The 25,335-nt window shown below is 58.6% G+C and carries 16 protein-coding genes; 5 read left to right on the forward strand and 11 right to left on the reverse strand.

Features of this window, described 5'->3' with window-relative positions; all coding sequences use genetic code 11:
* Positions 1-2 precede the first annotated feature (2 nt).
* Together H6F59_RS07455 and H6F59_RS07460 are read left to right on the forward strand one after the other, a co-directional pair.
* The gene (locus H6F59_RS07455; RefSeq protein WP_190697294.1) at positions 3-746 is read left to right on the forward strand and encodes a cytochrome c biogenesis protein CcdA; all 744 of its coding nucleotides are present in this window, start codon (positions 3-5) and stop codon (positions 744-746) included.
* A 38-nt stretch (positions 747-784) separates the two neighbouring features.
* Entirely contained in the window at positions 785-2,167 is a 1,383-nt protein-coding gene (locus tag H6F59_RS07460; protein ID WP_190697018.1) for a cytochrome c biogenesis protein, read from the forward strand.
* On the opposite strand, the gene H6F59_RS26710 is transcribed toward H6F59_RS07460, so the two are convergent.
* Entirely contained in the window at positions 2,160-3,284 is a 1,125-nt protein-coding gene (locus H6F59_RS26710) for a DUF1517 domain-containing protein (RefSeq protein ID WP_190697021.1), read from the reverse strand. The genes H6F59_RS07460 and H6F59_RS26710 overlap by 8 nt on opposite strands.
* A 244-nt stretch (positions 3,285-3,528) precedes the next feature.
* A complete protein-coding gene (locus H6F59_RS07470) occupies positions 3,529-5,064 on the reverse strand; it encodes an N-acetylmuramoyl-L-alanine amidase (protein ID WP_190697023.1) in 1,536 nt (511 codons plus the stop codon).
* A gap of 368 nt (positions 5,065-5,432) precedes the next feature.
* Here H6F59_RS07470 and H6F59_RS07475 point away from each other — a divergent pair, with 368 nt between their 5' ends.
* Positions 5,433-7,844, forward strand: coding sequence for a glycoside hydrolase family 9 protein (locus H6F59_RS07475; RefSeq protein ID WP_242021298.1), 2,412 nt, complete (start codon positions 5,433-5,435; stop codon positions 7,842-7,844).
* A gap of 226 nt (positions 7,845-8,070) precedes the next feature.
* On the opposite strand, the gene folE is transcribed toward H6F59_RS07475, so the two are convergent.
* The 4 genes from folE to H6F59_RS07495 form a co-directional block, all read right to left on the reverse strand.
* A complete protein-coding gene (folE, locus tag H6F59_RS07480) occupies positions 8,071-8,793 on the reverse strand; it encodes a GTP cyclohydrolase I FolE (protein ID WP_190518053.1) in 723 nt (240 codons plus the stop codon).
* An 82-nt stretch (positions 8,794-8,875) separates the two neighbouring features.
* Entirely contained in the window at positions 8,876-9,613 is a 738-nt protein-coding gene (locus H6F59_RS07485; protein ID WP_190518052.1) for an SDR family oxidoreductase, read from the reverse strand.
* A gap of 303 nt (positions 9,614-9,916) precedes the next feature.
* The gene (gene accA, locus H6F59_RS07490) at positions 9,917-10,897 is read right to left on the reverse strand and encodes an acetyl-CoA carboxylase carboxyl transferase subunit alpha (protein ID WP_190697025.1); all 981 of its coding nucleotides are present in this window, start codon (positions 10,895-10,897) and stop codon (positions 9,917-9,919) included.
* Between the two features lie 153 nt (positions 10,898-11,050).
* Complete coding sequence (locus H6F59_RS07495; protein ID WP_190697027.1) at positions 11,051-12,103, reverse strand: long-chain acyl-[acyl-carrier-protein] reductase; 1,053 nt, start codon at positions 12,101-12,103, stop codon at positions 11,051-11,053.
* Between the two features lie 293 nt (positions 12,104-12,396).
* On the opposite strand from H6F59_RS07495, the gene H6F59_RS07500 reads away from it, so the two are divergent.
* On the forward strand, positions 12,397-12,543 hold the full coding sequence (locus H6F59_RS07500; RefSeq protein ID WP_190697029.1) for a hypothetical protein: 147 nt from the start codon (positions 12,397-12,399) through the stop codon (positions 12,541-12,543).
* 182 nt (positions 12,544-12,725) lie between these two features.
* Here the strand turns inward: H6F59_RS07500 and H6F59_RS07505 are convergent, their stop codons facing one another.
* The 5 genes from H6F59_RS07505 to H6F59_RS07525 form a co-directional block, all read right to left on the reverse strand.
* Positions 12,726-13,613, reverse strand: coding sequence for an acyl-CoA desaturase (locus tag H6F59_RS07505; RefSeq protein WP_190697030.1), 888 nt, complete (start codon positions 13,611-13,613; stop codon positions 12,726-12,728).
* Between the two features lie 357 nt (positions 13,614-13,970).
* Positions 13,971-14,903: a DUF6208 family protein gene (locus H6F59_RS07510; protein WP_190697031.1), complete on the reverse strand. Its 933-nt coding sequence runs from the start codon at positions 14,901-14,903 to the stop codon at positions 13,971-13,973.
* The gene (locus H6F59_RS07515) at positions 14,900-21,418 is read right to left on the reverse strand and encodes a type I polyketide synthase (protein ID WP_190697032.1); all 6,519 of its coding nucleotides are present in this window, start codon (positions 21,416-21,418) and stop codon (positions 14,900-14,902) included. The genes H6F59_RS07510 and H6F59_RS07515 overlap by 4 nt, the downstream gene beginning before the upstream one ends.
* Positions 21,419-21,442: 24 nt before the next feature.
* On the reverse strand, positions 21,443-23,719 hold the full coding sequence (locus H6F59_RS07520; RefSeq protein WP_190697033.1) for an AMP-binding protein: 2,277 nt from the start codon (positions 23,717-23,719) through the stop codon (positions 21,443-21,445).
* Between the two features lie 188 nt (positions 23,720-23,907).
* On the reverse strand, positions 23,908-24,090 hold the full coding sequence (locus H6F59_RS07525; protein ID WP_199325630.1) for a hypothetical protein: 183 nt from the start codon (positions 24,088-24,090) through the stop codon (positions 23,908-23,910).
* 229 nt (positions 24,091-24,319) lie between these two features.
* Between H6F59_RS07525 and H6F59_RS07530 the strand changes: the two genes are divergently transcribed.
* The gene (locus H6F59_RS07530) at positions 24,320-25,306 is read left to right on the forward strand and encodes an ABC transporter ATP-binding protein (RefSeq protein ID WP_190697034.1); all 987 of its coding nucleotides are present in this window, start codon (positions 24,320-24,322) and stop codon (positions 25,304-25,306) included.
* The last annotated feature ends 29 nt before the right edge of the window (positions 25,307-25,335 follow it).

The following is a 25,335-nucleotide window of genomic DNA, read 5'->3' on the forward strand; positions in this document are numbered from 1 at the left end:
TGATGTTTGAGAGTCTGCAAATTTATTTATACGAAATCGCCCAGTGGGCCAATCAGCTGGTGAGTGATCAGCTCACTCAGGTGTCTTGGGTGAGCCTATCAGTGGTAGGGCTAGCGGGGCTCTTAACCAGCCTATCTCCCTGTCTGTTATCGATGCTGCCGATCATGGTGGGCTATATGGGCGGCTATGAGGAAGGTGAGCGGGGTGGTGCGATCGCGCGATCGCTCTCCTTCGCCCTGGGTCTCGCCACCACCCTGGCTCTGTTGGGCCTGATTGCTGGGCTCTTTGGCTACGTCTATGGTCAGGTGGCCTGGGGACTACCAATTGTAGTGAGCCTGGTGGCGATCGTGATGGGGCTAAATCTGTTGGGAGTCATTCCCTTAGCTCTGCCCGCTGGCGTTGGCCCCACCTTTGAAAATTTGAACTTACCGCCCTGGCTGCGGGCCTATGCATTGGGTCTCACCTTTGGCATTGTGGCGTCGCCCTGTAGCACCCCAGTGCTGGCTACCCTCCTAGCCTGGATTTCAACTACGAAGGATCCGGTATTGGGCGGTGCCCTGCTGCTGGCCTACGCCGTGGGCTATGTAACGCCGCTAGTGCTGGCGGGCACCTTCACTGCTTCTCTAAAGCGACTGCTGGATTTGCGTCAGTGGTCGAGTTGGGTGACACCGGCAAGTGGGGCTCTGCTACTGGGGTTTGGAGTATTTTCGCTGCTGTCTCGGCTGCTGCCGACCAGTTTGGTGTAATTGTCTGAAAACTATGTCACCCGTCTCTGAGGGATACTATGGCTCCGTCTGAAGCTCCTCAACCGACTTTCTGGGATGGGGTGCGCGACTACTTTAGACAAGATCTGCTGCCGCTGCTGGCAGATCTGCGGTTGGCAATTGTGCTGCTGCTGGCGATCGCCGCCTTTAGCATCAGCGGTACGGTCATTGAGCAGGGCCAGACTCTGGAGTTTTACCAGACCAACTATTCCCAAGATCCGGCTCTGTTTGGGTTCTTGAGTTGGAAGGTAATTCTTACCCTTGGTTTAGATCACGTCTATCGCACCTGGTGGTTTTTGGCGCTGCTGATTGTGTTTGGCGCCAGCCTAACCGCCTGCACGTTTACTCGCCAGTTCCCGGCTCTAGGGGCGGCTCAAAAGTGGAAGTATTATACTCAGCCCCGCCAGTTTCAAAAGCTGGCTCTGAGCGCTGAGCTAGCTGAAACTGACCTCGCCTCCTTGGGAAACAGATTGTCCCAAAAGCGCTATCGGGTGTTTCAGGACGGCAATCAGCTCTACGGACGTAAGGGCATTGTGGGCCGCATTGGCCCCATTGTGGTGCACGCCAGCATGCTGCTGATTTTGGTAGGGGCTATTTTAGGGGCCATGACCGGGTTTTTTGCCCAGGAGATCGTGCCCAGCGGCGAGACCTTTCAAATTCGCAATATTTTTGATGCTGGCCCCTGGGCTGAGGCCCAAATCCCCAAAGACTGGTCGGTGCGGGTGAACCGATTTTGGATTGACTACAGTCCTGAAGGCAATATCGATCAGTTCTATTCCGATTTATCGGTGCTAGACCGGACGGGCAATGAGATCGATCGCAAGACCATCTTTGTCAATCAGCCCCTGCGCCACAAGGGCGTGACCCTCTACCAAGCCGACTGGGGTGTGGCGGCGGTGCAGGTGAAGCTCAATAACAGCCCGGTGCTGCAACTGCCGATGCAGCAGCTCGAGAACGACGGCCCGCGCTTTTGGGGTACTTGGCTACCGACGAAACCCGATATGAGCGAAGGAGTGACTTTGCTGGCCAGCGATCTTCAAGGTTCTGTGCTGATTTACGACAACGCTGGACAGCTGATTTCCACGGTTCGTAAAGGCATGGTGGCAGAGGTCAATGGCGTTAGGCTCTCACTGGTAGATGTGGTGGGCAGCACGGGCCTGCAAATTAAGGCCGATCCAGGCATCCCTCTGGTTTACGGTGGCTTTGGCCTGCTGATGCTGGGGGTGATCATGAGCTACGTGTCGCACTCCCAGGTGTGGGCGCTGGCGCAGGAGGGCACGGTGTACGTGGGTGGCAGGACGAACCGCGCCCAGGTAGCCTTTGAGCGCGAGTTACTTTCCCTGCTAGAAGCTGTCTCTGCCGATTCTAACGAGGCCAAATTAGCTGAGGCTTCAGTTAGCTGATTTGGGTGAGGTCGGGGTAGGCGGCCAGCATTTGGTCATAGCTGAGGCTATCGCTGGCATCCTGGGGCGTCCAGAGCAGTTCGTAGACCAGCAGATAGTCGGGAGTGACGCCGCCGAGCCGTCTCAGAGCTGCCTGGAGATCGCTGGCAGAATGGATTGGCTGAGTGACAAGGGGCTGATCATCGGCGGTGCCCACGATTAGCGTTACCACGATGTAAGCCGCTGAGTCGGCATCAGGCTTAGGCTGGTAGGTTTGGCGGCTGACCTGGCCACCGACATTAACTAAGGTTTCGCGGCTGAATTTGCTGCGCTCGGTAACAGAGAGCTGCTCAAAGACCTGGGAGGCCTGGGCGCGGGAGCGAACGGTTTGGTTGGTAACCTTGGCATGGGACCAGTATTCGGGCGATCGCAGCAGGGCTAGCACCGTCTCTTGCAGCAGCCGATTCAGCCCTGGTTTAGTGCCAATGTCGCTACGGGCGGCGATAGTCTCTAACTCAGTCTGAAGATCGCGGGCCTGGGCGAGCAGCGCCACCTCGAGCTGAGTGATAGTGACGACATCGTTGGTCAGCTCGTTGCCGCTGTCTACAACTTGGATGCCCCGACCAAATCCACTAGCCCCCAACCGCATTAAATTTGTGATCAAGGGCAGAACCGTAAAGCCCAGCACCGCCAGCAAAAACAATAGACTTACATCGCCACCGATTGCAATGCCGCCGCCAGGGTAGCCGCCCACATAGCCACCGGGGTAACCACCCACATAACCGCCGGGCACCGGCACAATCACTGGACCGCCGCTAGGGTAGGAGGGATAGCCACCACCATAGCCTGGGCCGCCATAGCTCGGACCCCCTGCAGGGGGTAGCGCACCACCGCCGCCGGAAAAACCTCCTCCAGGTGAGCCGCCGGAGGGGCTGCCAAAGTCACCACCGCGAGCCCGGCCGCCCGATACTCCCTGAGGCGTAGTGCCGGTAGACAAAAGCCCCTGGGCTTCGGCAAGGCGAGCCGTTTCGCTGCGCCGCTCAACAAAAAATCCTAGGCAGCTCAGGGTTAGCATCAGCACAATCAGGCAATAGACATTGCGGTTGTGGTGGTCGGGCGATCGCGGGGCCTTGGCCATGATCCTTCTCCTGGTTGGACTAGGGGAGGCGGTACTGTACAAAAAGTTTTGGACAAACCAACGCGAAAATTTGCCCTATGGGCGAATCTAGCGTTCAAAGACCAGGATTTTATCACTGCCTTCCAGGGGCCCGCGCCCTCCGGTTTATCTATGTACCTAGGCAGAGTGAGGGCTTTAGCCTGTGGGTTGGTGGCTCTGTTGCTGTAGAGCGGCCGTGCCTAACCGAGCATCATTCACCGTGGCCTCAAGGCTGGCTACCTAAATAGTTAAGAATCCCTTGGGCAATGGACTGCCCCATCTGCGCCTGCCAGCGCGGATCGTTGAGTTTGGGGGCATCAAGGGCACCGGTCACAAAACCAATTTCAATTAGGGCCGCGGGCATAGCGGTGCGGCGTAGCACTAGAAACCGCGCCTGGCGGACGCCGCGATCGTTCATGGCCATGGTGCTCAGCACCTGGCGCTGGAGAGCGGCTGCCAGCACTTGCCCTGTATCGGAGTAGTAGTAGGTTTCGAGCCCATTCACCTCTGGGCGCTGCATATTCACCGCGTTGGCGTGGATGCTGACAAACACCGTGGCCCGAGCCGCTGTCGCCATATCGGCCCGGGGCTGCAAATCGACGGTTTGATCACTCTGGCGAGTCATCTGCACGGCAATACCCTGGGCCTGCAGCATGGCTGCTGTGTGCTGGGCCACCGCTAGCACCACCCCTTTTTCTTGCAGGCCGCCAATGCCCACTGCCCCAGGGTCAACGCCGCCGTGGCCTGGGTCGAGCACGACCAACACCTGACCTCGAGCGGCGGGGTTGGGAGTAGGCGTTGGAGCAACGACCGGCGCGGGAACCGCCGCTGCGGGTGGGCGGGATTGTGCGATCGGCGGCGGTGTCGTCACCGGGTTCAGCACGGGCAGCACGACCGTGGTGGGCGGGGCCGCAATTTGATTGGGGGCAACGCCGATGGGGGTCACCCAAATGCCACCGTTGGCTACGGGCGTGATTTGCCAATCGGGGCTAAAGCCATCGAGGGTGAGGGTGAGGCGAATGGCGGGTGGGGCGGTGGCAAACTGACTGATGCTCCAGCGATGAATGCCGTAGCGCCCCTGGGGCAGTGCCTCGGGGGTAAGGCCAGGGGCAATGGCCGCGTCTAGCAGGTCAATGACAATCTGGCGCGCCTGACTAGCATCGCGAGTGCGGTACACACGCACCTGAGGTGTAGCCCCAGCGGTGGGAATGAAAAAGCCCTCTGCGGTAGTTTGAACGCCGCGCAGTACGGTGGCCGTTGCCCTGACGGCGACGGTGTTGACTTGGTTGCGGCTGATCAGCGGCGGTAGCGGTTCGGCCCCAGTTGCTGTCAGCGGGCGGGGTCTGGCTGCTTTAGAAAAATCTGGAATGCTCAGGCCGTCAGCGGCTGCGATCGCCGGCGTCGAACCCGGGAGCTGCACCACCCACTGCTGGCTAGTCAGGCCCCACACCTTCACCTGCTTGGGGTCGAGGCTGTAGTTGGGGTTGAGCTCGAGTACCATGCGGGTGGTTTGGGCGTCGGCCTGGGTTACGCGTACCGCCGCGACCGCTCCGCCCACGAACTGATTGCCTAAGGCTTCTTCAGTCAAAATGCCCGGTAGATCGATGACCAACCGCTGAGGATCGCTGAGCCAGCTCACTTGAGGCTCTACTCCGCTTTCGGTAGAAAACACCAAACGGTTTTGGCTGGTGTCAAACTCCCAAGCTTGAAGCCGTGCGCTGGCTTTGGCCGGTAGGCTGCCAAACAGGCATACCCCAGCCACCCCAACTACTCCAGTAAAAAGCTGCCTTAGCCGCAATCGGGCCGATCTCCCACACACCACAGAATTCAGCCGCGCCTCTGAGCGATCGCAAACCGTTTGCGGCGCTACCCATTCTGCTCATGGGCTGTAGGTTCTAGTCCGCAAGCAGTGGTCCTTCAAAGGAAAAGGCTGAATCGGCTTAGATATTAGCTCACTTTCAATAAAGCAATAGCCCAATTGTTTAGCTGGGATAAAACTTTGGTACCGCTTGAAGATGAGACTTCACACTCACTGGCGCAGTTTGTACTATGGCCCTAGGGTTTGGCAGGGCGTAGTGAGCCGTTGCTCGCCTCGTTGCTGTGGTCACTTGCCCAGGAGAGCTGCTGAAAATGTTGTTTACTACTGTACGTCGCTGGCCCCGCCGGGCTGCGTTTTTGCTTGGGCTGCTGACATTTCTGATGGCCTGCACAGCCGGTAGTAACTGGTTGCCCAGCGCTAATTCGGCGCAGCCCGCTGTGACGGTAGCCGTGGTTAGCCCTGAGGTGATTGTGGTTTCCCTGCGCCAGGGTGCCATAACCCACGCTCGCCAGGAGCCCTACCGTCCTCAGCCCCAAGACAAGCTAGAAACTTCGGGTAACGACACTTGGGTGCTGCGGCAGGGGCAGGTTCTAGGTACCTTGGTTAGCGCTGATCAATCTGTGCTCTACGGCTTCGACAGCTATAGCGAGGAGCCTTTTAATGCCAATCGCGCCAGCCAACCACACGGCTATCGCATTCAGTCCCAGGGTGATCCTAGCTACCGGCAGCCCGTAATGCCGACAGAGGTATATCGCAAAAGCAAGCCTATAGACACGGCCCAGGTCAGCCGAGACAATCGCCGCTGGGCTATGGAGCATCGGTTCTACCTGCGGTTGCCCACGCCTCTGACCCTAGGGCAAACCTACCAGCTTCAGATCACGGGGCAGGAGCTACCGCCCTTAGCTCTGGTCTACCAGCCCGATCGCCAAATCAGCGAGGCCGTCCACGTATCCGCCCTGGGGTTTCGCCCCGATGACTCGCTTAAAGTAGGGTTTCTGTCGACATGGATGGGTACGGGCGGTGGGCTGAGCTATCCCGAAGGCCTATCGTTTCAAGTCATTGACGAAGCGACGAACCAGGTGGCGTTGAGCGGAAAGGCTAGCCGCCGCTATCGCCGTGAAGAGGTAGAAGATGGCCGCGATCGCACCTATACCCTCACCGATGTTGACCAACTCGACTTTAGCGCCCTCACCCAGCCCGGGCAGTATCGGCTCTGCGTAGACACAGTCGGCTGCTCTAACTCCTTTGCGGTGGCTGAAAATAGTTGGCAGCAGGCCTTTTATGTAGCGGCCCGCGGGTTCTATCACCAGCGCAGCGGCATTGCCCTAGAGCCGCCCTACACCGATATTGAGCGCCCTCGTCCCTTCCACCCTGATGATGGAGTTAAGGTCTACCAATCCACCACTGGGCTGATAGATACGGGCAACGGCCTCAACGCCCAGGGCACTGACGAGGGCAACTTTGCCAATCTGGTAAAGGGCAAGACCGATCAGGTAGTAGCCAACGCTTGGGGCGGCTACTTCGATGCCGGCGACTGGGACCGCCGCATTCAGCACCTGGATGTAGCTCGCTGGCTGCTCGAACTGCTCGAACTATTCCCTGCGCCCTTAGGCGATATGACGCTCAATATTCCAGAATCGGCCAACGATCGCCCCGATCTGCTAGATGAGGCGCTGTGGGGAGTCGACTTCTATCGCCGTCTGCAAACTCCCGAGGGCGGTGTACGCGGCGGCATTGAGTCGGCAGAGCACCCCAAGCGGGGTGAAACCAGCTGGCAAGAGTCGCTGCCGGTCATGGCCTATGCCCCCGACCCGTGGAGCAGCTATATTTACGCTGGGGTGGCGGCCCGCACGGCTAGACTGCTGGAAACCTATGTCCCCGACCAGGCCGGGGGCTATCGCGACAGCGCCCTGGCGGCCATGGCCTGGGCCGAGGCTCGTCATCAAGCTGGAATTCAGGCCCAGGAATGGCCCCGCCACCGTATAGAGACCGATCGCGCCCTGGCGGCCCTAGAGCTTTATAACCTCACAGGCGATCGCCTCTGGCACGATCGCTTTGTTGCCGCGCGATCGGCCATTCCTGCTGAGGCTCGCGGCGACTACCGGATTGCCACCCCCGAGCGAGAATTCAACTTTCTCTACAGCCGCCTACCCGCTGACCAGGTCGACGCAGCACTCCAGGCCGAGCTGCGGGCCTCGCTTTTGGCTGAGGCTGACGCCGCAGTGGAGACGGGAGAAACCACGGCTTTTGGCTGGACTAAGGTGCTCCCGACAACCCCCGTCGGCTGGGGCGACGGACTTGGGGCTCCCAAGGCGCAAATCTTGCTGCGGGCCCATGCGCTGACTGGTAGCGATCGTTACCTCAATGCTGCTCTGCTAGCCTGCCAGTTTTCCGCCGGGGCCAACCCCGACAACATGACCTATACCACCGGCCTGGGCCACAAGTCGCCCCAAAATCCCCTAATTCTTGATCAGCGTATTACCGGCGACCTGCTGCCAGGCATCACCCTCTACGGCCCCATTGACAACGACTTTTACGGCTCTGAATGGTTTTTTGATGTGCTAGAGTCGGTGGCGGTCCCCCCAGCTCGGCAGTGGCCTTCGGTGGAGACCTACTTCGACATCTACTACGTGCCCAATATCAACGAATTCACGGTCATGCAGAGTATGGGCGACACAGCCTACGCGTGGGGCTACCTAGCGGGACGCTCAGCCTCAAAATAGGTATTAAAAAACCGGGTTTTTGTTCGCGATCCAATTACTGGATCCAGCGTACAAAAGCCCGGTTTTTAAGAACTATCGCCTTGGTTAGTCTGCGAGCTATTGCAAGTGTCCATTGGATTAGGACAGGTTCGACGTAGGGGCATTGCACTGCAATGCCCCTACCAGAGGATTCCGCCTGTCAAGGTGTCCTGACTAAATCCAACTGCTGCAATAGGAGCCGGTCAGTTTAGAAGAACGAGGGCTGGTGACGGATCAGGCTAAGAAACTCTTCGCGGGTCTTAGAATCTTCTTGAAAAGACCCCAGCATGGCGCTGGTCACCGTCCAGGAGCCGGGCTTTTGTACCCCTCGCATCACCATGCACATGTGGCTAGCTTCCACCACCACGGCTACGCCCTTAGGGTCTAAAATTTCCTGCACCGCTTCGGCAATCTGGCGGTTGAGGCGCTCCTGCACTTGAAGGCGGCGCGAATACATCTCTACAATGCGGGCCAGCTTGCTCAACCCCACAACCCGCTGGTTGGGAATATAGGCCACGTGGGCACGACCCATAAACGGCAGCATGTGGTGCTCACACAGGCTAAACAAATTGATATCGCGTACCAGCACCATTTCATTGTGGCCTTCGTCAAAGATGGCTCCGTTGACGAGTTCCTCTAGCGACTGCTGATAACCGCTGGTGAGAAATCGCATGGCCTCGGCGACGCGCTTAGGAGTTTTGAGCAGCCCCTCCCGCTCAGGGTCTTCGCCCACCGACAGCAGCATGGTGCGCACCGCATCGCTCATGTCTTCCTGGCTAGTCTCGGGAATGGGGTATTGCTCGACCTCTTTCCGGTAGCTGTGGGTGCGATCGGGCCGGATTTCGGGGGTCTTACCTTTGAGTTCACCACCGTTAGTGCCAGTGCTGCTAGCAGCTTTGTCGTTCAGGCTATTTGAGGATGCGATAGTCATAGGGTTTCTAAATACTCTAGAGGTTCAACAAAATTGAGGCCACTCGCTGAGCTGGCCAGGTCACAACAGGGTAAAAAACTAGTTACAGGGCACCGCCTGCGGGCATTAGGGTGAGGTCTTCGATCACCGCCTCGGGGGGCAAGAGAATGGTGTGCAAAACGGTCTGAGCCACGATCTCTGGCGTTAGCATGGACGACCGATCAAAATCGGCCTGCACCGTATCGGTATCCCAAATCGGGGTGTTAACCGCCCCCGGTGATACCGTTACCACCCGGATGCCGTGGGTGCGCTCTTCTGCGGCTAGAACCCGCGACAGGGCCACAATGGCGGCTTTGCTCACGGTATACGCTCCCCAGTCAGGAAAAGCCGACCGGGCTGCAATGGAAGCGATGTTGACGATAGTGCCGCCACCGCCCTGCCGCAGCACGGGCAGCACCACCTGGATGCATTGAAAAACGCTGGTAACGTTCAAATCCATCACCTGTTGCCAGTCGGCTAAAGGCATGGTGGCTAACGCCCCCGTGTAGCCCATGCCAGCGTTGTTAACCACTACGCTGAGGGGGCCAAAGTCGGCAAGCACCGCGGCTAGTTGGGCCTGCAAACCCTCCACCTGAGCTAAGTCAACGGCATAGGCTTTTGCCAAAACGCCGTGGGTGCTCAACTCTTCCTGCACCGGCTGCAAAGTCTCTAGGGAGCGACCGAGCAGGGCGACGTCATACCCAGCTAACGCCAGGGCTTGAGCAATCGCTTTGCCAATGCCACGGCTAGCCCCAGTTACCAGGGCACGGCGCGGCAGGTCAGAAGATACAGGATTCTGCAATGGTAATTACCAATCAACAAGGAACTCAGAACAGCTAACGCCCTAGAATCGCCAGAGAGCCAGGGCAGACTGCCCTCAGGGAACGGCCCGTGGGCTAGGCACTTTTCCCATGTTAACAAATGTAAACACTTTATGAGCGCAGGCAGCGTCGACAAGCGTCTAAGTCTTTGCCTAACCTGTCGCTGACCTCAACCAAGAAAATGAACAGGCATTAACTCCTTGCCGGGGGAATAGGGCTCGAGCCATAAAGCACCGAGAATTTGATAAGCGAGGCAGGCCTTTTGAAGCCTAGGCCTTAGCACCTTAAGCAGCCTCAGCAAAGACCCCAATCTGGCGATACTTCTGATAGCGCAACTGCTGTAGGGCCGCTGGCGTTAGCTGAGATAGCTCGGTGACTTGCTTCACCAGCGCCTGCTTTAGAATGTCTGCCGCCTGAATGGGGTTGGCGTGGGCCCCACCCACAGGCTCGGGCAGGAGCTCGTCTAGTATGCCCAGCTGCTTGAGATCCCAGGAGGTGATTTTGAGAGCTTCGGCCGCCTCGCCGGAGCGACCCGCGTCTTTCCACAGAATGGCGGCGCAGGCTTCGGGACTGGCTACGGTGTAGACCGAGTGCTCAAACATCATCAGGCGATCGCCCACGCCAATCCCCAGGGCACCGCCAGATCCCCCTTCCCCAATGATGGTGCAGACAATCGGCACCGTGAGGCCAAACATTTCTCGCAGGTTGTAGGCGATCGCCTCACCCTGCCCCATCTCCTCGGCCTCATAGCCGGGGTAGGCACCTGGGGTATCAATAAAAGTAATAATCGGCATAGAAAAGCGATCGGCGTGACGCATCAGCCGCATGGCCTTGCGGTAGCCGCCGGGAGAAGCCATGCCAAAGTTTCGCACCACATTGTCTTTGGTGTCGCGCCCCTTCTGATGGCCCAAGATCACCACGGGTCTGCCCTCAAGCCGGGCAACCCCTCCCACCAGCGCTGGGTCATCTTTGCCCGAGCCGCGATCGCCGTGCAGCTCAAGCCAATCGTCAGTAATCGCCTGAATGTAGTCAAGGGTGCTGGGCCGACGGGGATGGCGGGCCACCTGTAGCCGCTGGGCCGGCGTTAGGTTAGAGAAAATCTCTTGACGAAGGTGGGTGGCGCGGGCCTCCAGCTGCCGCAGCTGGGTCGACACATCCACATCGTTTTCTTCCGCCAGTTCTCGAATCTGGGTAATACGGGCCTCTAGTTCAACCAGGGGCTTTTCAAAGGACAACAAAATCGACTTGCGCTCAGGTGGGGCCATAGCCAGGGAAGAAACAAATTATTTAACAGGCCAAATTGGGCTAGGAACGCCCTGGTCACCCAGAAAATTCTTGCCCGTCTGCTATCTAGAATACCAAGCCGCAGCCCCTCTGCTGAGGGTATACCTCCGACCCGATCAGGTGAGCGATTCCAATCAGGAGGTCTCAGTGACTAAAAGAGCCGTGTTGAGGTCGAGCAAGGGGTGAAACCCATGCCGCCGCGATGCCTGGCCGATTAAGTCCATCTTCTCAAGGGTGATTTGGTTGCGCCCCCACGAAAAATTGGTGTACCACTTCTCAAACTCCAGCAGCATGGCTTCGGCAAAACAGGCAAATAGCTGGCGTTCGGGCACGTCCAGGTTCACGATTTGCATAATCCGCCAGTCGATGTCGAGGGAGTGCTCGACAATGCCCCCCTTGAGCACATAGACGCCATCAAAGTTAAAGTGCTGCTCGAGGTTTTTGGGATAGCCGCCGTCAATCATCAGGCAGGGGCGTTTTAGGCGGTTGGGGTCAACCTCGACCCCCTTGGCCATGCTGGTCACCCACACCACAATGTCGGCCTTGGGCAGGGCGGTATCGAGATCCATGGCCAAGCCGCAGCCCAGCTCTTTTTGCAGCCGCTGAATCCGCTCTTGGTTGCGGGCAATCAGCAGCAGCTCTTTAATGTCGGTGCGAACGGTGAGCCAACGGCAGACGGCGCTGCCAATATCCCCTGTGGCACCGCACACCGCCACGGTGGCGTCAGAGAGGTTGATGCCCAGCTTTTGGGCTGCGGTGACTACCTGTTGGCAAATAATGTAGGCCGTGTGGGTATTGCCCGTGGTAAACCGCTCAAACTCTAGGGTGACGTTGCGCACCTGCTGAATTTGGTTGAGGTTGAAATTCTCAAAAACAATGGACGAGAATCCGCCTAGAGCCGTGATGTTGAGGCCGTGCTTTTGGGCGTGGGCCATAGCGTTAATGATTTTGCGCGTGGCCGCTTTGATACGCTTGGCGGCCAGCATCTCAGGTAAAAAGCACGACTCGATATAGCGGCCTTCGATCTGCTGGCCAGTGATGCTGGTGACCTTAATGGGGTCAAAGATTTGGGGTGGAGCGCTGCACCAAAAGTCTAGACCCTGGGTAGCGTATTTGGGATAGCCCAGGTCTTGGGCTACTGTCTGGGCATGATCAAGGCTGGTCAAATGTCCAATGAGGCCAAACATTGCAGATCTAGTTAACAAAAGTTGTGCGTTATAAAACCTGAGTGCAGGTCAACAATTCCACTACGATAAACTGCCCCCAGCCGGATTAAAACGCCCTGGTTGAAGAGGGAATAACTGTGCAATTCTTTATTTCCAGCTCTCTAAGGATTTGCACAGCAATTTGAATTAATTCTCGATCGGAGGGCAGGCATTTCGTCTGCATCGGCAGAGCGCCAGTCCTACTGGGTTTTACAAATCGGCAGGATGGCTAGAGAACAGACGATTTTCCATCGCTTGTTGAAGAGATCAGCATTTTGTGCCGTGGGCCTGGGCTCCTGAAGCCAGGGCAGGAGGACTCGCTGCGACGGCTGCTAGATGCGATCGCCGCTAACCTGGCTGCCACCTCCTACTTTCAAATCGCCGAAAGCCAGCGCCTCCACTTCTGCGCCTGGGGATTATAACTGACCGCGACTTTGGTCCCTGGCTCCTAATGGCCGACAACTACGATGGCCCCTATTCAGGCTATGTGCAGGAACTCATTGGCTTCAGTCCTGGCCTAGACGACCTGTGGAACCACTACCAAGGCTACGTAGGCTTAGGGCTGAAGCCCTGGGCACCGTCAAAGGGAGGTCTTACCCAAACCTCAAAGGGACGAACTGACGTAGGCAGGCTCTTGGTGCTTGGCACGGGCCAGCAGGTCGGTTTCAGCTGGCACTCTAAGTTTTGAGGCCAACCCAAAGAACTCCATCAGTTTTACGAACCTGAAGGTGGGGTCAGGTAAATAGACGACCTGGCCATCGCGAATAGTAATGCCCTGGCGGCTAGAGGCCTGAAAGGCATGGTGAAGATTGTGCCAGCCTTCGCCTAGAGTGAGCAGGGCCACCAGACTGTTGTTGCGGCTTTGATCGTCGGTGGCAAAGGGCTGGGCCCCAAAAATATGGGCCAATGAGTTGACCGTTTGCACGCCGTGGAACAGGAGCGTAGTGCTAAGAAAGAAAGCCCCTAGATACTCAAGCCCGCCAATGCCATAGGAAATTGCCCCTAGGGCGATGAGAGGAATGAAGTGCAGTCGATCAATCATCCGCAAGACCCGATCATTCTCCACGTCGCTGGGCAGCCTGGTGGGAAAGCACCGACGCGACAGTAGCCAAATGCCGTGAGACCACAAAAAGCCGCCAACGCCCCGGGGCGCAGTATGGGGAGAATGGGAATCTAGCACCTGATCGGTGTGTAGATGGTGAGCGAGGTGGTGAGCTTTCCACCAGCTAGGCCCCATCTGCCCAGCTGATGCCGCCACCACACTGCCTACCCATTTCACCCAAACCGGTGCCTGATAGGATTTGTGGGTGATCAGGCGATGGTAAATGCCGGTTGTTGCCAGCATGCGGATGCCATACAGGACTGCTATCCATAGCACCGAGCCCCAGGAAAGACCCGTTACAAAAACGAGTAGTGCTCCTAGGTGATAAATGGTCAGTTGGAGCGGCCCAACAAGATAGGACGCCAGCGTAAGTTGAGAGTATGGCCTCATTAGTTCCTTATTTGCCTAAAGGTGTAGTTGAAAATCTGTGGAGCCAGGGAGTAGTGGAACGCGAGCCTCTGCTACAGGCTTGCCCTAGCGTTTAATCAACCTGGAAAATACTGAGCATCCAGGCTGTAATTGTCCTGTTGTTTATTAGGTAAAACAGGTGTTTGAAAGGTCTGTGCTGGGCATCGGCGGCTGGGTCAGACTCAAGCCAGATTCGTACTGAGCGCAGCCAAGGGAGATTTCCCTCGACCTCAGACTGGCTTAGATTAGCTCAGACTGGAGCAGAGAATTGGCGTTTGCCGCTCTGGTAGAGCAGACTGGTTTGCCTAAACGCTGCCACTTGGCAGGCACCAACATATTCTAGGTTACTGAAAATTGAATGGCGGGTTTGGACATGGCCATGGCCGCTGGGGTTTTCGGGTGCACCCGCAGGATGTAGACCCCCTGTTCGGGCAGGGGCTTGGTGGTGTGGTTGTCAGTGACAAGGGGGTACCAATCCATGGGGAAGCAGTCGCGGCTGTAGAGGCTGAAATAGAGGCTGTGGGTATCTCGCAGCGTCGGGGGTAGGTCGATAGTGAGCTGTTCCCCCCGATCCAGTGCGCCGTAGAAAAAGTGGGTTTCTGGGTTAGGAACGGGCAGAAAAATCGGTTTGACCACCGATCGCGGCAACCACTGCATCCAGCGCAGCAGGGGGTAGACGTAGAAGTTTAGGGCGCTAAACAACAGGCCTCGACGGGAGGCCAGCCCGCGATAGAACTGGTTGAAGTCAGGCGGGGCCGATCGCGTTTCTGACGCCAGGGCGGGGTTGCCATCGACGGCGATCGCGGGCAGCTGCACCGGGTTGCGCCAGTCGTAGTGGCGCAGCCCCACCAGATAGCGCCCTGGGGGCAGGGTAATGGTAGCGGTGTCTTGGTCGGGGGGCACCGTGAGGGAGCTGATGCTGGTCAGGGTTTTGTAGCCCTTGAGGGTGTAGACTACCGCCGTCCAAGTGGGGGCCGACTGCCAGAGCGATCGCACATCCAGCGTGATTTCAGACTGCACGGTAAAAGGACCTGCGATCGCAATCAGCGAATGTAGATTCCACCGGGCCCGGCTCATGGTCCACAGCAACTTGAGGGGCGACTTTAAGAAGTCTGCCGATATGACCTGCCAGTCGGCCTCAACCTTGGTATCGGTGGGATTGTAGTAGCGGCTGATCAACGTCAGAGTCGCCTTTACCACTCGCGAAAAGCCATAGGACAGTAGCCCTAAAGGAACTTCCCACAGTGCAGCCATCTGGCGAATTAGGGTCATGAAGAGGGCTCAGATAAGGTAACCGACACCTGGCCCTCAGAGGCAAGGGTGGCGTGGATGATACGGGCTAGCCCCCCAGGGGTTTCTAGGGGCAGGTCATGCCCCCCGGCCAGAGAGACCTGATCGGCCTGGGGCAGATTTTCTTGCAGAAACGCCAGATCTTCAGGGCGGTTGAACTGGCTGCTCTGGCCAAATATTACCGTAGTGGGCCGCTGAATTCCCTGCAAAATCTGTCCATAGCCTTGGCGATCGAGCAGACCACCGCTCAAACTCAAGGTCGTGCGGCTTTTCAGTCGAGGATCGCTGCGCCAAATCACCCCCCCTGCCACCGTCTGAGTTAGACGCTGAGCCATAGCCTCGGCCATAGGCTGCGACAGATAGGGCTTTAGGGCCAGCAACCGCTGGGTGGCGGTAGCCACTGAAGCGATCACGGTGGGTTGGGAAGAGTTTGCTAGGGCATCGAGATGGGCCATCAACTGGGTGGCGGGTTCGAGCGATGGGCCAGGGGCGGGCACCACTGGCTCGATCAACACTAAGCGCTGTACCCGTTCAGGCCGCAGACTGGTCAAAATAGCCCCCAGCACTGCCCCCATAGAATGCCCTACCAGCACAAAGGGTTGGGTACCTAGCGTTGCGGTCAAACTGTCGAGATCACTGAGAAAATCGAGCAGTTGGTAGCCGCCATCGGAGCCAGCATGGGCCGAACGGCCATGGCCCCGCAGATCGGGGGCGATGACATGGTACCCCTGGTCAGCCAGGGTAGTCGCTACCCCATCCCAGGCTGCTCCGTGCTCCAAAATACCGTGGAGGCAGACCACCTGTGGCCCATTCTCTGGTCCCCAATGGCACAGGCAGCACGGGCGACCTCTGAGCAGGATCTCTTCCTCTCGCATTGCCCCCAAGGGAACGTAGTTGGTAGACAGAGGGGCTGGCTCTGCCAGCAATGGAGCGGAGGCTGGGACTACCGCCTGTTCTTGGGGCAGAGGATAGTCAAACTGCGCTGCCAGGGTTTGACTAGTGGTGCTCAGGCGATGGGGCAGTTGAATGCCCTGCCAAATCTTGGCCAAATGGGCCTCGATCCGGCTGCGCTGACGGAAATTGGGGTCATCCACCGCCATCGACTGGGCCGTGACCCCGTCTGTCATGCGTCGCCCCTCGTAGGGGGTGAGCACCGCCGGGTCAAAGGGCAGGTCTAGAAAGGTGCACAATCCTCGCATCGCCGGTTCTGGATCGACGACCAGGTCTTCGTAGCGCAGGGTGTAGTGCCGCTCCGGATCTAAGGAGCTGGCAAAGGTGCGAATGTTTTGGTTACAGGCCTGCCACACCTGCTCCGCCAGCCGATAGGGATCATCGGGCTCCAGATCAAAGATCTTGTACATGCGGTTATGCACAAAAGAACTGATGACCGAGTAGGGATGACGCACCAGATGAATGTATTTGGCCCCCTCAAATATCTGCTCGGCTCGTTCCAGGGTTTCTAGACTGAGGCTATAGGTGGGAGATTTGTCGACCAATAGCCGCCCCCCGGCCATCTGCTGAAGTTTGTCATACACCGCTGGCACAGTGGTGTGATGCTGTCGCCATTCGCTCAGCAGGGTTTCGGCCTGCTCAGCATTCACCTGTAACAACTCCATCACAGCCCGTTGCAGACCCTCTTGTAGATAGCTGTAGCCCAAGGCCGCACCCTGAGCCTCTAAGGTGTTAAACGGCAGCAGGTGTAGCTCAGGGGGGCAAAACAACCCAGGATGGCCCGCTAGCATCACCCGCAGCAGGGTAGATCCTGACCGGGGCGCCGATAGCAAAAAGACCATGGGCGGGTTGCGGCGCGTCGGCAGCGGTTCTAGCGGAGCCGGCGACTGCCAGGGGCTCTTAGGCAGTTCCGTGACTGTTTCTTCTGGGAACTCTGCCGGCGCTAGACTTGGGCTAGCCTCAACGCTGGCAGCAGGACGATGCACCCGCACCAGTTCCCGAGCGATGTAGGACGACAGCGCCGCTACCGTGGGATGGGCCAGCACCTCCCGGGGGTATAGCACCAAATCCAGGTCTTGCTTGCACAAGGCCAGCAGTTCCATGGTCATTAGTGAGTCGATGCCTAGCTCCATCAGGGGTGCATCCAGCGGTACTTGCTCGGATAGCCCCATCACTGTTGCCACCTGGGCCTGCAAGTAGGTTTGCACAGTGGCAATCTGCTGGGCCTCGGGCAGGGCCAAAATCTGCTTCAGGGATGGCAGAGCCTTCTGAGCGTTGGAAACTAGGCCAGCTTCCTTATCCGACTTGGCTGGAGCTGTCGTTTCCTTTGTCCCAAAAGCCGAGACAATGGCCGGGGGGCGATCGATAGGCAGATATCGGAGCAGGCGAGGCCAGTCTAGGTGGGCGATCGCTACCGTTGCAGGCGTCTTAGCTGCCAACAGTCGCCCCAACCACTGTAATCCCTCGGATGCTGCCAGAGGGGGCATACCCCGCTGAGTCAGAGCAGTGGCACTTTGGCGGGTAGCCATTCCTGCTCCCTGCCAGGGGCCCCAGTTAATGCTGAGGGCAGGGAACCCTCGCTGGCGGCGGTAGTGGGCCAGCGCATCTAGCCCAGCGTTGGCGGCCCCGTAGTTGCCCTGGCCGGGAGAACCCAACACGGACGTAATTGACGAAAACAGCACAAACCAGTCCAAGGCAAAGGTTTGGGTGAGCTGGTGCAGGTGCCAGGCTGCCTGGAGTTTACCGGGCATTACCTGGTGGAAGTGCTCGGTGGACTGGTTGGCCACAAAGCCATCCGCCAAGACACCCGCCGCGTGAAACACCCCTCGCAACGGGGGCAACTGTTGCTGAATGCGATTGAGTAGGGTGCTCAGGGCGGCGCGATCGCCCCCATCCACCGCTTCCACCCACACCGTAGCTCCAGCTTGGCGCAGAGGAGCCAGGGTTTTCTCCAAGTCTAGATCGCTGCCCCGACGGCTTGTGAGCACCAAGTGACGGGCACCCTGCTTTACCAACCACCCAGCCAATTGCTGGCCCAGAGCGCCGGTACCGCCGGTAATCAAATAGGTTGCCTCCGCCTGGATGGGCGGTGCCCCAGATTCTAAGACCGGTTCAGAAGCCACCTCCATCGTCTGTAACCGGGGCACCCAGCTCTGCTGCTGGCGGAGCGCCACCTCATCTTCTCCTTGGGGGTTATTTACATGGGCCACCAGGTGGTCTAGCCAGGGGGCCACATCCTGCTCTGACGCGGCTCCCTGGCTGGGCAGATCTACTAAACCGCCCCAAAACTCTGGATGCTCTAGGCGCAAACTGCGTCCTAGACCCCATAGCAATGCTTGGTGGGGGGAGGTGACGACATCGGTGGTATCTACCGTCTGGGCTCCTTGGGTCACTAACCAGAGCTTGGGCATAGCGGGGCCAGACTGGTGAGCCAGCGCTTTTACCCAGTGCAGCACTGGCCCAGTCACGGCCTCAGGGTCTAAATCACCTTCCGGGGCCAGCACCAGCAGGGTGGTAATAGCCTGGGGCTTTAACGCCTCCAACAGGGGATGGAAGGGTTGCTCTGCGCCCAGCAAGACTTGGTAATGGTCGGGCTGAAGCGTGGCAAAGCGATCGCCCGCTGAGACCTGAATTGGCGTAATTCCTCGCTTCTGTAGGGCCTGGCTGAGGTTGGCCCACAGGGCATCGCTGGCTCCCCAGATTAGCCAATGGTCTCCATCGGCACGAGGGGCTGAGGCGATCGCTTGGGGCTGCCAGGTCAAGCTGTAGGCGGCACTAGGGACAGGCTCAGGAGCGCTGTCGATCACTGGTGCGGCGGCGGTACGGTTGGGCAACGCCAGATCAATCCAATAGCGCTGGCGCTGGAAGGGATAGGTGGGCAAGGACAGCCACTGGCGCTGGTAAGGGCAATCGAAATTGGCCCAGTCAATGGCGAGTCCCGTTTGGTAAAGGTGGCCCAGGGTGGTGAGCAGGGTATGCCAGTCGGACTGCCCTCGGCGCAGGGAGGGCAGCCAGGTGTGATGGCTGTGGGCCACACAGCGTTTGCCCATGGCGCTGAGCACCGGGTGGGGGCCAACTTCTAAGAACTGGGTGTAGCCCGCCTGGTGCAGGGTGGCGATCGCATCGGCAAACCGCACGGGCTGACGAGCATGGCGTCGCCAGTAGCGGGCATCTAGCGGCAAATCGGAGCCGACAAACTCCCCGGTCAGGTTAGAAACCAGGGGTATGGTTGGGGCGCGGAAGCGAATGCCCTGGGCGCTCTGCTCAAACACATTGAGGATAGGATCCATCAAAGCTGAGTGGAAGGCATGAGACACCTGCAGGGGTTTGGTGCGAATGCCCTGGGCGTGGAGGTCCTCTACTACGGTCTCTAGATCGCTCTGGAGCCCGGCAATAACGGTGTTGTCAGGGCCATTGAGGGTGGCTAAAGAAACTGTGGGAGGCAGAGCTGCTGCTACCGTATCGGCATCGGCAAACACCGCCACCATGCCGCCGTTGGCGGGTAGGGTCTGCATCAGCCGACCCCGCAAGGCCATCAGCCGCAGGCCGTCTTCTAAGCTAAAGACTCCGGCCACGCAGGCGGCCACATATTCTCCAACGCTGTGCCCCATCACCGCTGCCGGACGAATGCCCCAGGATAGCCAGAGCTGGGCCAGAGCATATTCCAAGGCAAACAGGGCGGGCTGGGTGTAGCCAGTTTGGTGCAGGGGAACCGTGGGGGAGTCTTCCTCAGGACCGTCTTCGCCAAACAAAACACTCTGGAGCGACAGGTCTAGGTAAGGTTGCAGCAGTTCGTCGCAGAGGTCAATGGCGGCTTTAAACACCGGCTGGGTGTCGTAGAGCTGCCGACCCATGCCGACATATTGCGAGCCTTGGCCGGTGAAGAGGAAGACGACGCCGGGGGAGGTGGAGGGATGGGTAGGGTGGGAGATCGGGGGAGAGTATTGCTCGAGAGCCGTAACTAGGGAGGGGAAATCTTTGACGAGGAGGGCGAGACGATGATCGAAGGCGGTGCGGCCAGCATTAACGGTGTGGCAAAGGTCGCCCAGGTTGGCCTGGGGCATCTGGGCGAGGGTCGTGGCCATGGTTTGGGCGTAGGCTTGCAGGGCTGGCTGCGATCGCGCCGATAGGCAAAACAGGTGCAGGGGCCGATCGGTCACTGAGTCGGCGGCGAAAATGGGGGCAGCCTGGAGGGCGACGTGGGCATTGGTGCCGCCAAAGCCAAAGGAACTTACCCCGGCGATCGCCATGTTTTCGGCCTCGACCCAGGATTCGCGCTGTTGCTGCACCCGCAGGGGCAGTTGGTCAAAGGGAATGTATGGGTTGGGGGTGTGGAAGTGCAGGCTGGGCACCAGGGTGCGATGCCTCAGGCACAGGGCGACCTTGATCAAGCTGGCTATGCCCGCTGCCGCCTCGGTATGGCCAATATTGCTTTTCACTGAGCCGAGCCGCACCGGCTGCTCCAGTTGCCGAAAGGGGCCAAACACATTCCCTAAGGCCTTGGCTTCAATAGGGTCACCCAGCAGGGTGCCAGTGCCGTGGGCCTCAATGTAGTCCACTTGGTTAAGGGGAATGCCTGCCCGCTCGTAGGCGGTCTTGACCACCGCTTCCTGCGCGGCTGGGTTGGGAGCAGTGAGGCCATTGGTGCGGCCATCCTGATTGGTGGCGCTGCCGCGGATCAGGGCATAAATGCGATCGCCATCCGCCAGGGCTTGACCCAGGCGTTTGAGCACCACGGAGCCCACCCCTTCTGAGCGCACAAAGCCGTTGGCCGCCGCATCAAAGGCTTTGCACCGTCCCTCGGGAGACAGCGCCGTCAGTTTGCTGAAGCCTACAGTAACGGTGGGGGTCAGCATGAGGTTGACGCCCCCGGCCAGGGCCAAGTTACTTTCCCCATTCCACAGACTCTGGCAGGCCAAATGCACCGCCACCAGCGATGACGAGCAGGCCGTATCAACGGTCAGACTCGGGCCTTGCAGGTTGAGCAGGTAGGATACCCGATTGGCCACCATCGTCGAGGCTAAACCTGTGGCGGTATAGGTGCCCACCACCTCTGGCCCCTGCAACAGCATCTGGCCGTAGTCTAAGGTCGAGGCCGCCGCAAACACCCCCACTGGTTGCCCGCTCAGGGTTTGGGGCACAATTCCGGCATCCTCTAGGGCCTCCCAGACGCTTTCTAAAAACAGCCGCTGCTGGGGGTCAATGTAGGGGGCTTCACGAGGGGTAATGCCAAAAAACGCCGGGTCGAACTGATCAACTCCATCTAAAAAACCGCCCCAGCGACAGTAGGTTTTACCCGAGGCCTGGGGGTCGGCATCGTAGAGCGCATCGACATCCCAGCGATCCGCAGGCACCTCCCGAATGGCGTCTTGCCCCTCGGTCAACAACCGCCAATAGGCCTGGAGATTGGGCGCCGCCGGCAACCGACAGGCCATCCCCACTATGGCAATGGGTTCTGGTAGCCCTCGTTTGCGCTGCAACTGTAGCTCCAACAGCAGCCGTTTCTCTGGGGAAAGGCTGCTAATTCGCCTTGCGAGATCCTCCACGGGCTAACTCCCACGCTCCACTAATTAATGACTCTGTCTGCCCAGCAGGGTTTGCACCTCTGCATCAGACAACAATTCTAATTCTCTTACGATTTGTTCCAATTCTCTATGGTCGACGGCCTCGACCAGTGGAGTGGCTACAGTAGCACGGTCCTGGGCCGTGGCCAGATAAATCGACAGCGCCTCTATGGTCGGGTATTCATAGGCCAAGGTAGGTGATAGAGACACTCCTAAGGTCGATTCCAAAGCTTCGGCTAGCTCAACTGCCGCCAGGGAGTCAAGCCCGTGCTCAGCCAGGGGTTGGCGCACATTTAGGGTGTGCTTGGGCACGTTTAGGGCGTTGGCTAGCCAGCTCAGCATCCAATCGGCGATCGCATCGGGGCTATTCAAAGGCGATGCTGCCGGGCTGGCTGGGCTGGCTACGGCGAGTGCCTTGGCGTCTACCTCAGGCTGATTTGAGTTTTCCGCAGCGATCGCCTCGTCATCACCGTCGACCGGGGCTTCAGCGATCGCCAAGGCCTGACTGGTCTCTGCCGTAGGCCAGCCGTAGACTACGTCAAACTGACCGGCTAAAAACATCGACCGGCACAGGTGGCGCTGCACCTTGCCGCTAGAGGTTTTGGGCAGGGCGTTGGGCTTGAGCAGGGCGATCGCCCCCACCTGCAACTCGTGGTCTTCGGCCACCCGGCGGCGCAGGGCGGCAAAAATCGCCTCGGGGTCAGCAGTACGCAGGGCACTGCGCTCCAGTTCATGGACGATCACCAAATGTTCAGTGTCATGCTCCATAACTGAGAACGCGGCTCCGCTGCCCTGGCGCAGAGCTCGATGGGCTTGTTCTGCCGTAGCCTCAATATCCTGGGGATAGTGGTTACGGCCCCGAATGATGATCAAATCCTTTAACCGACCGGTGACGTAGAGGTCATCGCCATGGAGAAACCCTAGGTCGCCCGTGCGCAAAAACGGTCCCTCAGACCCATCGGCCAGGGTAGCTTGGAAGGCTTCTTGGGTAGCAACCTCTCGCCGCCAATAGCCCTGGGCAATACTGCGCGACCAGCGCACCCAAATTTCGCCGATGGTGTTGGGGGGGCAGGGCCGGTGGCTGTCGGGATCCACAATAGTCACCTGATTGGGGATGGCCGGGGGGCCACAGCTGACAATGGGGCGAGCTGCGTCGGCATCGGCGGCAGAGACCAACGTGACCTGATTTTGCTGCAGGTCGGCGGCCTTGAGAATGAGGTGCTTAGGCTCGCCCTGCACCGCCTCGCCAGTGACCAGCAGGGTGGTTTCGGCCATACCGTAGCAGGGATAAAAGGCTTGGGGACGAAAGCCGCTGGGGACAAAGGCCGCCGCAAATTGGGCCAGAGTAGCCTGGTGTACTGGTTCGGCTCCGCTAAAGGCCAGCTGCCAAGGGCTGAGGTCAAGGGCGCGCCGCTGCTCGGGAGTGGTTTTGCGGACGCACAGGTCGTAGGCAAAGTTTGGCCCGCCGCTGGTCGTAGCTTGATAGTGAGAAATCGCCTCTAGCCAGCGCACAGGTCGCTGTAAAAACGAAACCGGGGCCATCAGGGTCATCTCGGCGCCGACGTACAGCGGCTGCAAAATACCCCCCACTAGCCCCATGTCGTGATAGGGCGGCAGCCAGGAGACCCCTCGACTGGCAGCGGTATTGCCAAAGCAGCGGCCAATCAGCTCAGAGTTGTGCAATAGGTTGTCGTGGCTGATCATCACCCCCTTGGGCAAGGCCGTTGACCCCGAGGTGTATTGCAACAGGGCCAGGGTGTCGGCTTGGATGGTCGGAGGCCGCCACTGCTGGGCCAGGTCAGCTTGTAATCCGTCGGTGCTGAGGCAGTAGAGCGATCGCAGCTGGGGGGTCTCGGCCAATCGCCGCTCTAGCTTTTGCAGGGTGGCGCTATCGGTCAGGGCTACGGTGGCCCCGGCATCCTGCACCATGGCCTGGATGCGATCTAAAGAGCGGTTGGGGCGCGGGGGGTAGGCTGGAACCGCGATCGCCCCGGCGTAAAGGCAACCAAAAAATGCGGCAATGTAGTCTAATCCAGCGGGATAGAGCAGCAGCACCGGCTGGTTTAGGCAGTTAAGGTCTTGGAGCAACACTGCAATGGCCTGGGCCCGCTGCTGCAGAGCGCTGTAGGTAATCGTCTCAGCGGTCTCAGGGGTGCCCTCCGCCAAAAAACGGTAGGCTGTGCCCTGGGGAGTCTGCTCAGCCCGTAAGGCCAATAGCTCCACAAAGGTTGCGATCGTTGTTAAGGGCTGTAGCGACGTCTGATTCAGTGTTCGTTTCAACATATCCACAGCCCTGAGAAACTTAAAGGAGGAGTACCCCTGCCAGCGGTAGACGAGGACTGCCTAGGCGCCCTATAGAATACCAAGAGAGGTATCCGATTACCTAGGCTTAACCCAGCAACGATCGCCCTGCCGCTCTCAGCTTTGGACCCGACAGACCGCTCAACCATTGCTATAACCTCTGCAAAGCCCTAGGTGATGAGTTCCAGAGCTGGCTCTACCACCCCTATCAGGGTAGACAGGGGAGCGGGCACCATGTCGCCGCGAAAGTCCAGAATTTGAACTAGCACAAGGTAACCAACCGCTAGCAGCAGGGAGATTACCCCGGTGATCACCGCTACCAGTTTTGAACGATCTATCTTAAAGCGATCCATAGAGTAACTTAGGAGCAATTTATCAATTTAAGGAGTAAATGAGACCTCAGCTCAGCGTATTCCCTGCGAAGCCTGTCTTGACGCTACAGGCCGTAAGGTACTGGCCTCATGTGTTCAGCCTGACACAACGGGAGCTGAATCGACCCCTGGCAAGGGAGAGGTTTTCGAAGGGTATTCTAAGGATGAGTCCTTTAATGATTGTCGTCTATTTGGTCTTCGCACGGTTTCTATGAGCGCTCCATTGTTACCGATTGATCCTATCCAGCTAGACAACCGTCTGCCAGACAATCGCGCCGCTGTGGTGCAGACCGAGGGGCTAGGTAAAACCTATCGCACTGGGTTTTGGCTTAACCAGCGAGTGACTTCCCTCAAGCAGTGTTCTCTCACGGTTTACCAGGGTGAGACCTTTGGTCTGCTGGGCCCTAACGGGGCGGGTAAGACTACGCTCTTGAAGATTTTGCTAGGCATTATTCGCCCAACGGCGGGTCAGGCCACGCTGCTGGGTCATGCTTTGGGCGACAGCGCTGTAAAACAGCGCATCGGCTATCTGCCTGAAAATGCTTACTTTTACGACTTTTTGACCGGCTGGGAGTTTCTGCAGTATACCGCTGGACTATTTGGTCTGTCGCGGGCAGCCCAGCAGCGCCGCATTGTGGAGCTGCTCGATCTGGTGGGTTTACCCCAAGAAGCGGCGAAGAAAAAGCAGCTGCGCCAGTACTCGAAAGGGATGCTCCAGCGAGTGGGCATGGCCCAGGCCTTGATGAACGACCCAGACGTGGTGTTTCTCGATGAGCCGATGTCAGGGCTTGACCCCACCGGGCGCTTCCAGGTGCGAGAAATTATTTTGGCCCTGAAGCGGGAGGGCAAGACGATTTTTTTTAACAGCCACATTTTGTCGGATGTGGAGGTGATTTGCGATCGCATCGCCATTCTTGATCAGGGTGAGCTGATCGCCAACGGTAGCCTAGACCAGCTGCTGGGCACCGCCGACCAATATGTAGCAAAGGGTCGCGGCGGTCGCCTGGCCGAGCTAGAACCCTGGCTCGATCAGATGACGGTTCAGGGTGATCTTTGGCAAGGCCATGTCAAAGGCAATCCCTACGAGTTCGCCAAGCAGATTTCCTTAGTAGACGGGCACCTGATTGCCCTGCAGCAGACCCGCCCAACGCTAGAAGAGTTTTTTATCGCCCAAATTCGCCAGCGGCGGGGCGGGTAAACCCTCGGAGCGGTGGCTCTGGATAAGAC

Origin of the sequence: Nodosilinea sp. FACHB-141 (assembly GCF_014696135.1) — a bacterium.
In the GTDB taxonomy this organism is placed as follows: Bacteria; Cyanobacteriota; Cyanobacteriia; order Phormidesmidales; family Phormidesmidaceae; genus Nodosilinea.

Coding starts and splice junctions, on each gene's coding strand:
- H6F59_RS07495 (WP_190697027.1), bottom strand. CDS start 12,103: ATGTTTGGCCTCATTGGACATTTGACCAGCCTTGATCATGCCCAGACA.
- H6F59_RS07455 (WP_190697294.1), top strand. CDS start 3: ATGTTTGAGAGTCTGCAAATTTATTTATACGAAATCGCCCAGTGGGCC.
- H6F59_RS07460 (WP_190697018.1), top strand. CDS start 785: ATGGCTCCGTCTGAAGCTCCTCAACCGACTTTCTGGGATGGGGTGCGC.
- H6F59_RS07525 (WP_199325630.1), bottom strand. CDS start 24,090: ATGGATCGCTTTAAGATAGATCGTTCAAAACTGGTAGCGGTGATCACC.
- H6F59_RS26710 (WP_190697021.1), bottom strand. CDS start 3,284: ATGGCCAAGGCCCCGCGATCGCCCGACCACCACAACCGCAATGTCTAT.
- H6F59_RS07510 (WP_190697031.1), bottom strand. CDS start 14,903: ATGACCCTAATTCGCCAGATGGCTGCACTGTGGGAAGTTCCTTTAGGG.
- H6F59_RS07520 (WP_190697033.1), bottom strand. CDS start 23,719: ATGTTGAAACGAACACTGAATCAGACGTCGCTACAGCCCTTAACAACG.
- folE (WP_190518053.1), bottom strand. CDS start 8,793: ATGACTATCGCATCCTCAAATAGCCTGAACGACAAAGCTGCTAGCAGC.
- accA (WP_190697025.1), bottom strand. CDS start 10,897: ATGGCCCCACCTGAGCGCAAGTCGATTTTGTTGTCCTTTGAAAAGCCC.
- H6F59_RS07505 (WP_190697030.1), bottom strand. CDS start 13,613: ATGAGGCCATACTCTCAACTTACGCTGGCGTCCTATCTTGTTGGGCCG.
- H6F59_RS07530 (WP_190697034.1), top strand. CDS start 24,320: ATGAGCGCTCCATTGTTACCGATTGATCCTATCCAGCTAGACAACCGT.
- H6F59_RS07475 (WP_242021298.1), top strand. CDS start 5,433: ATGTTGTTTACTACTGTACGTCGCTGGCCCCGCCGGGCTGCGTTTTTG.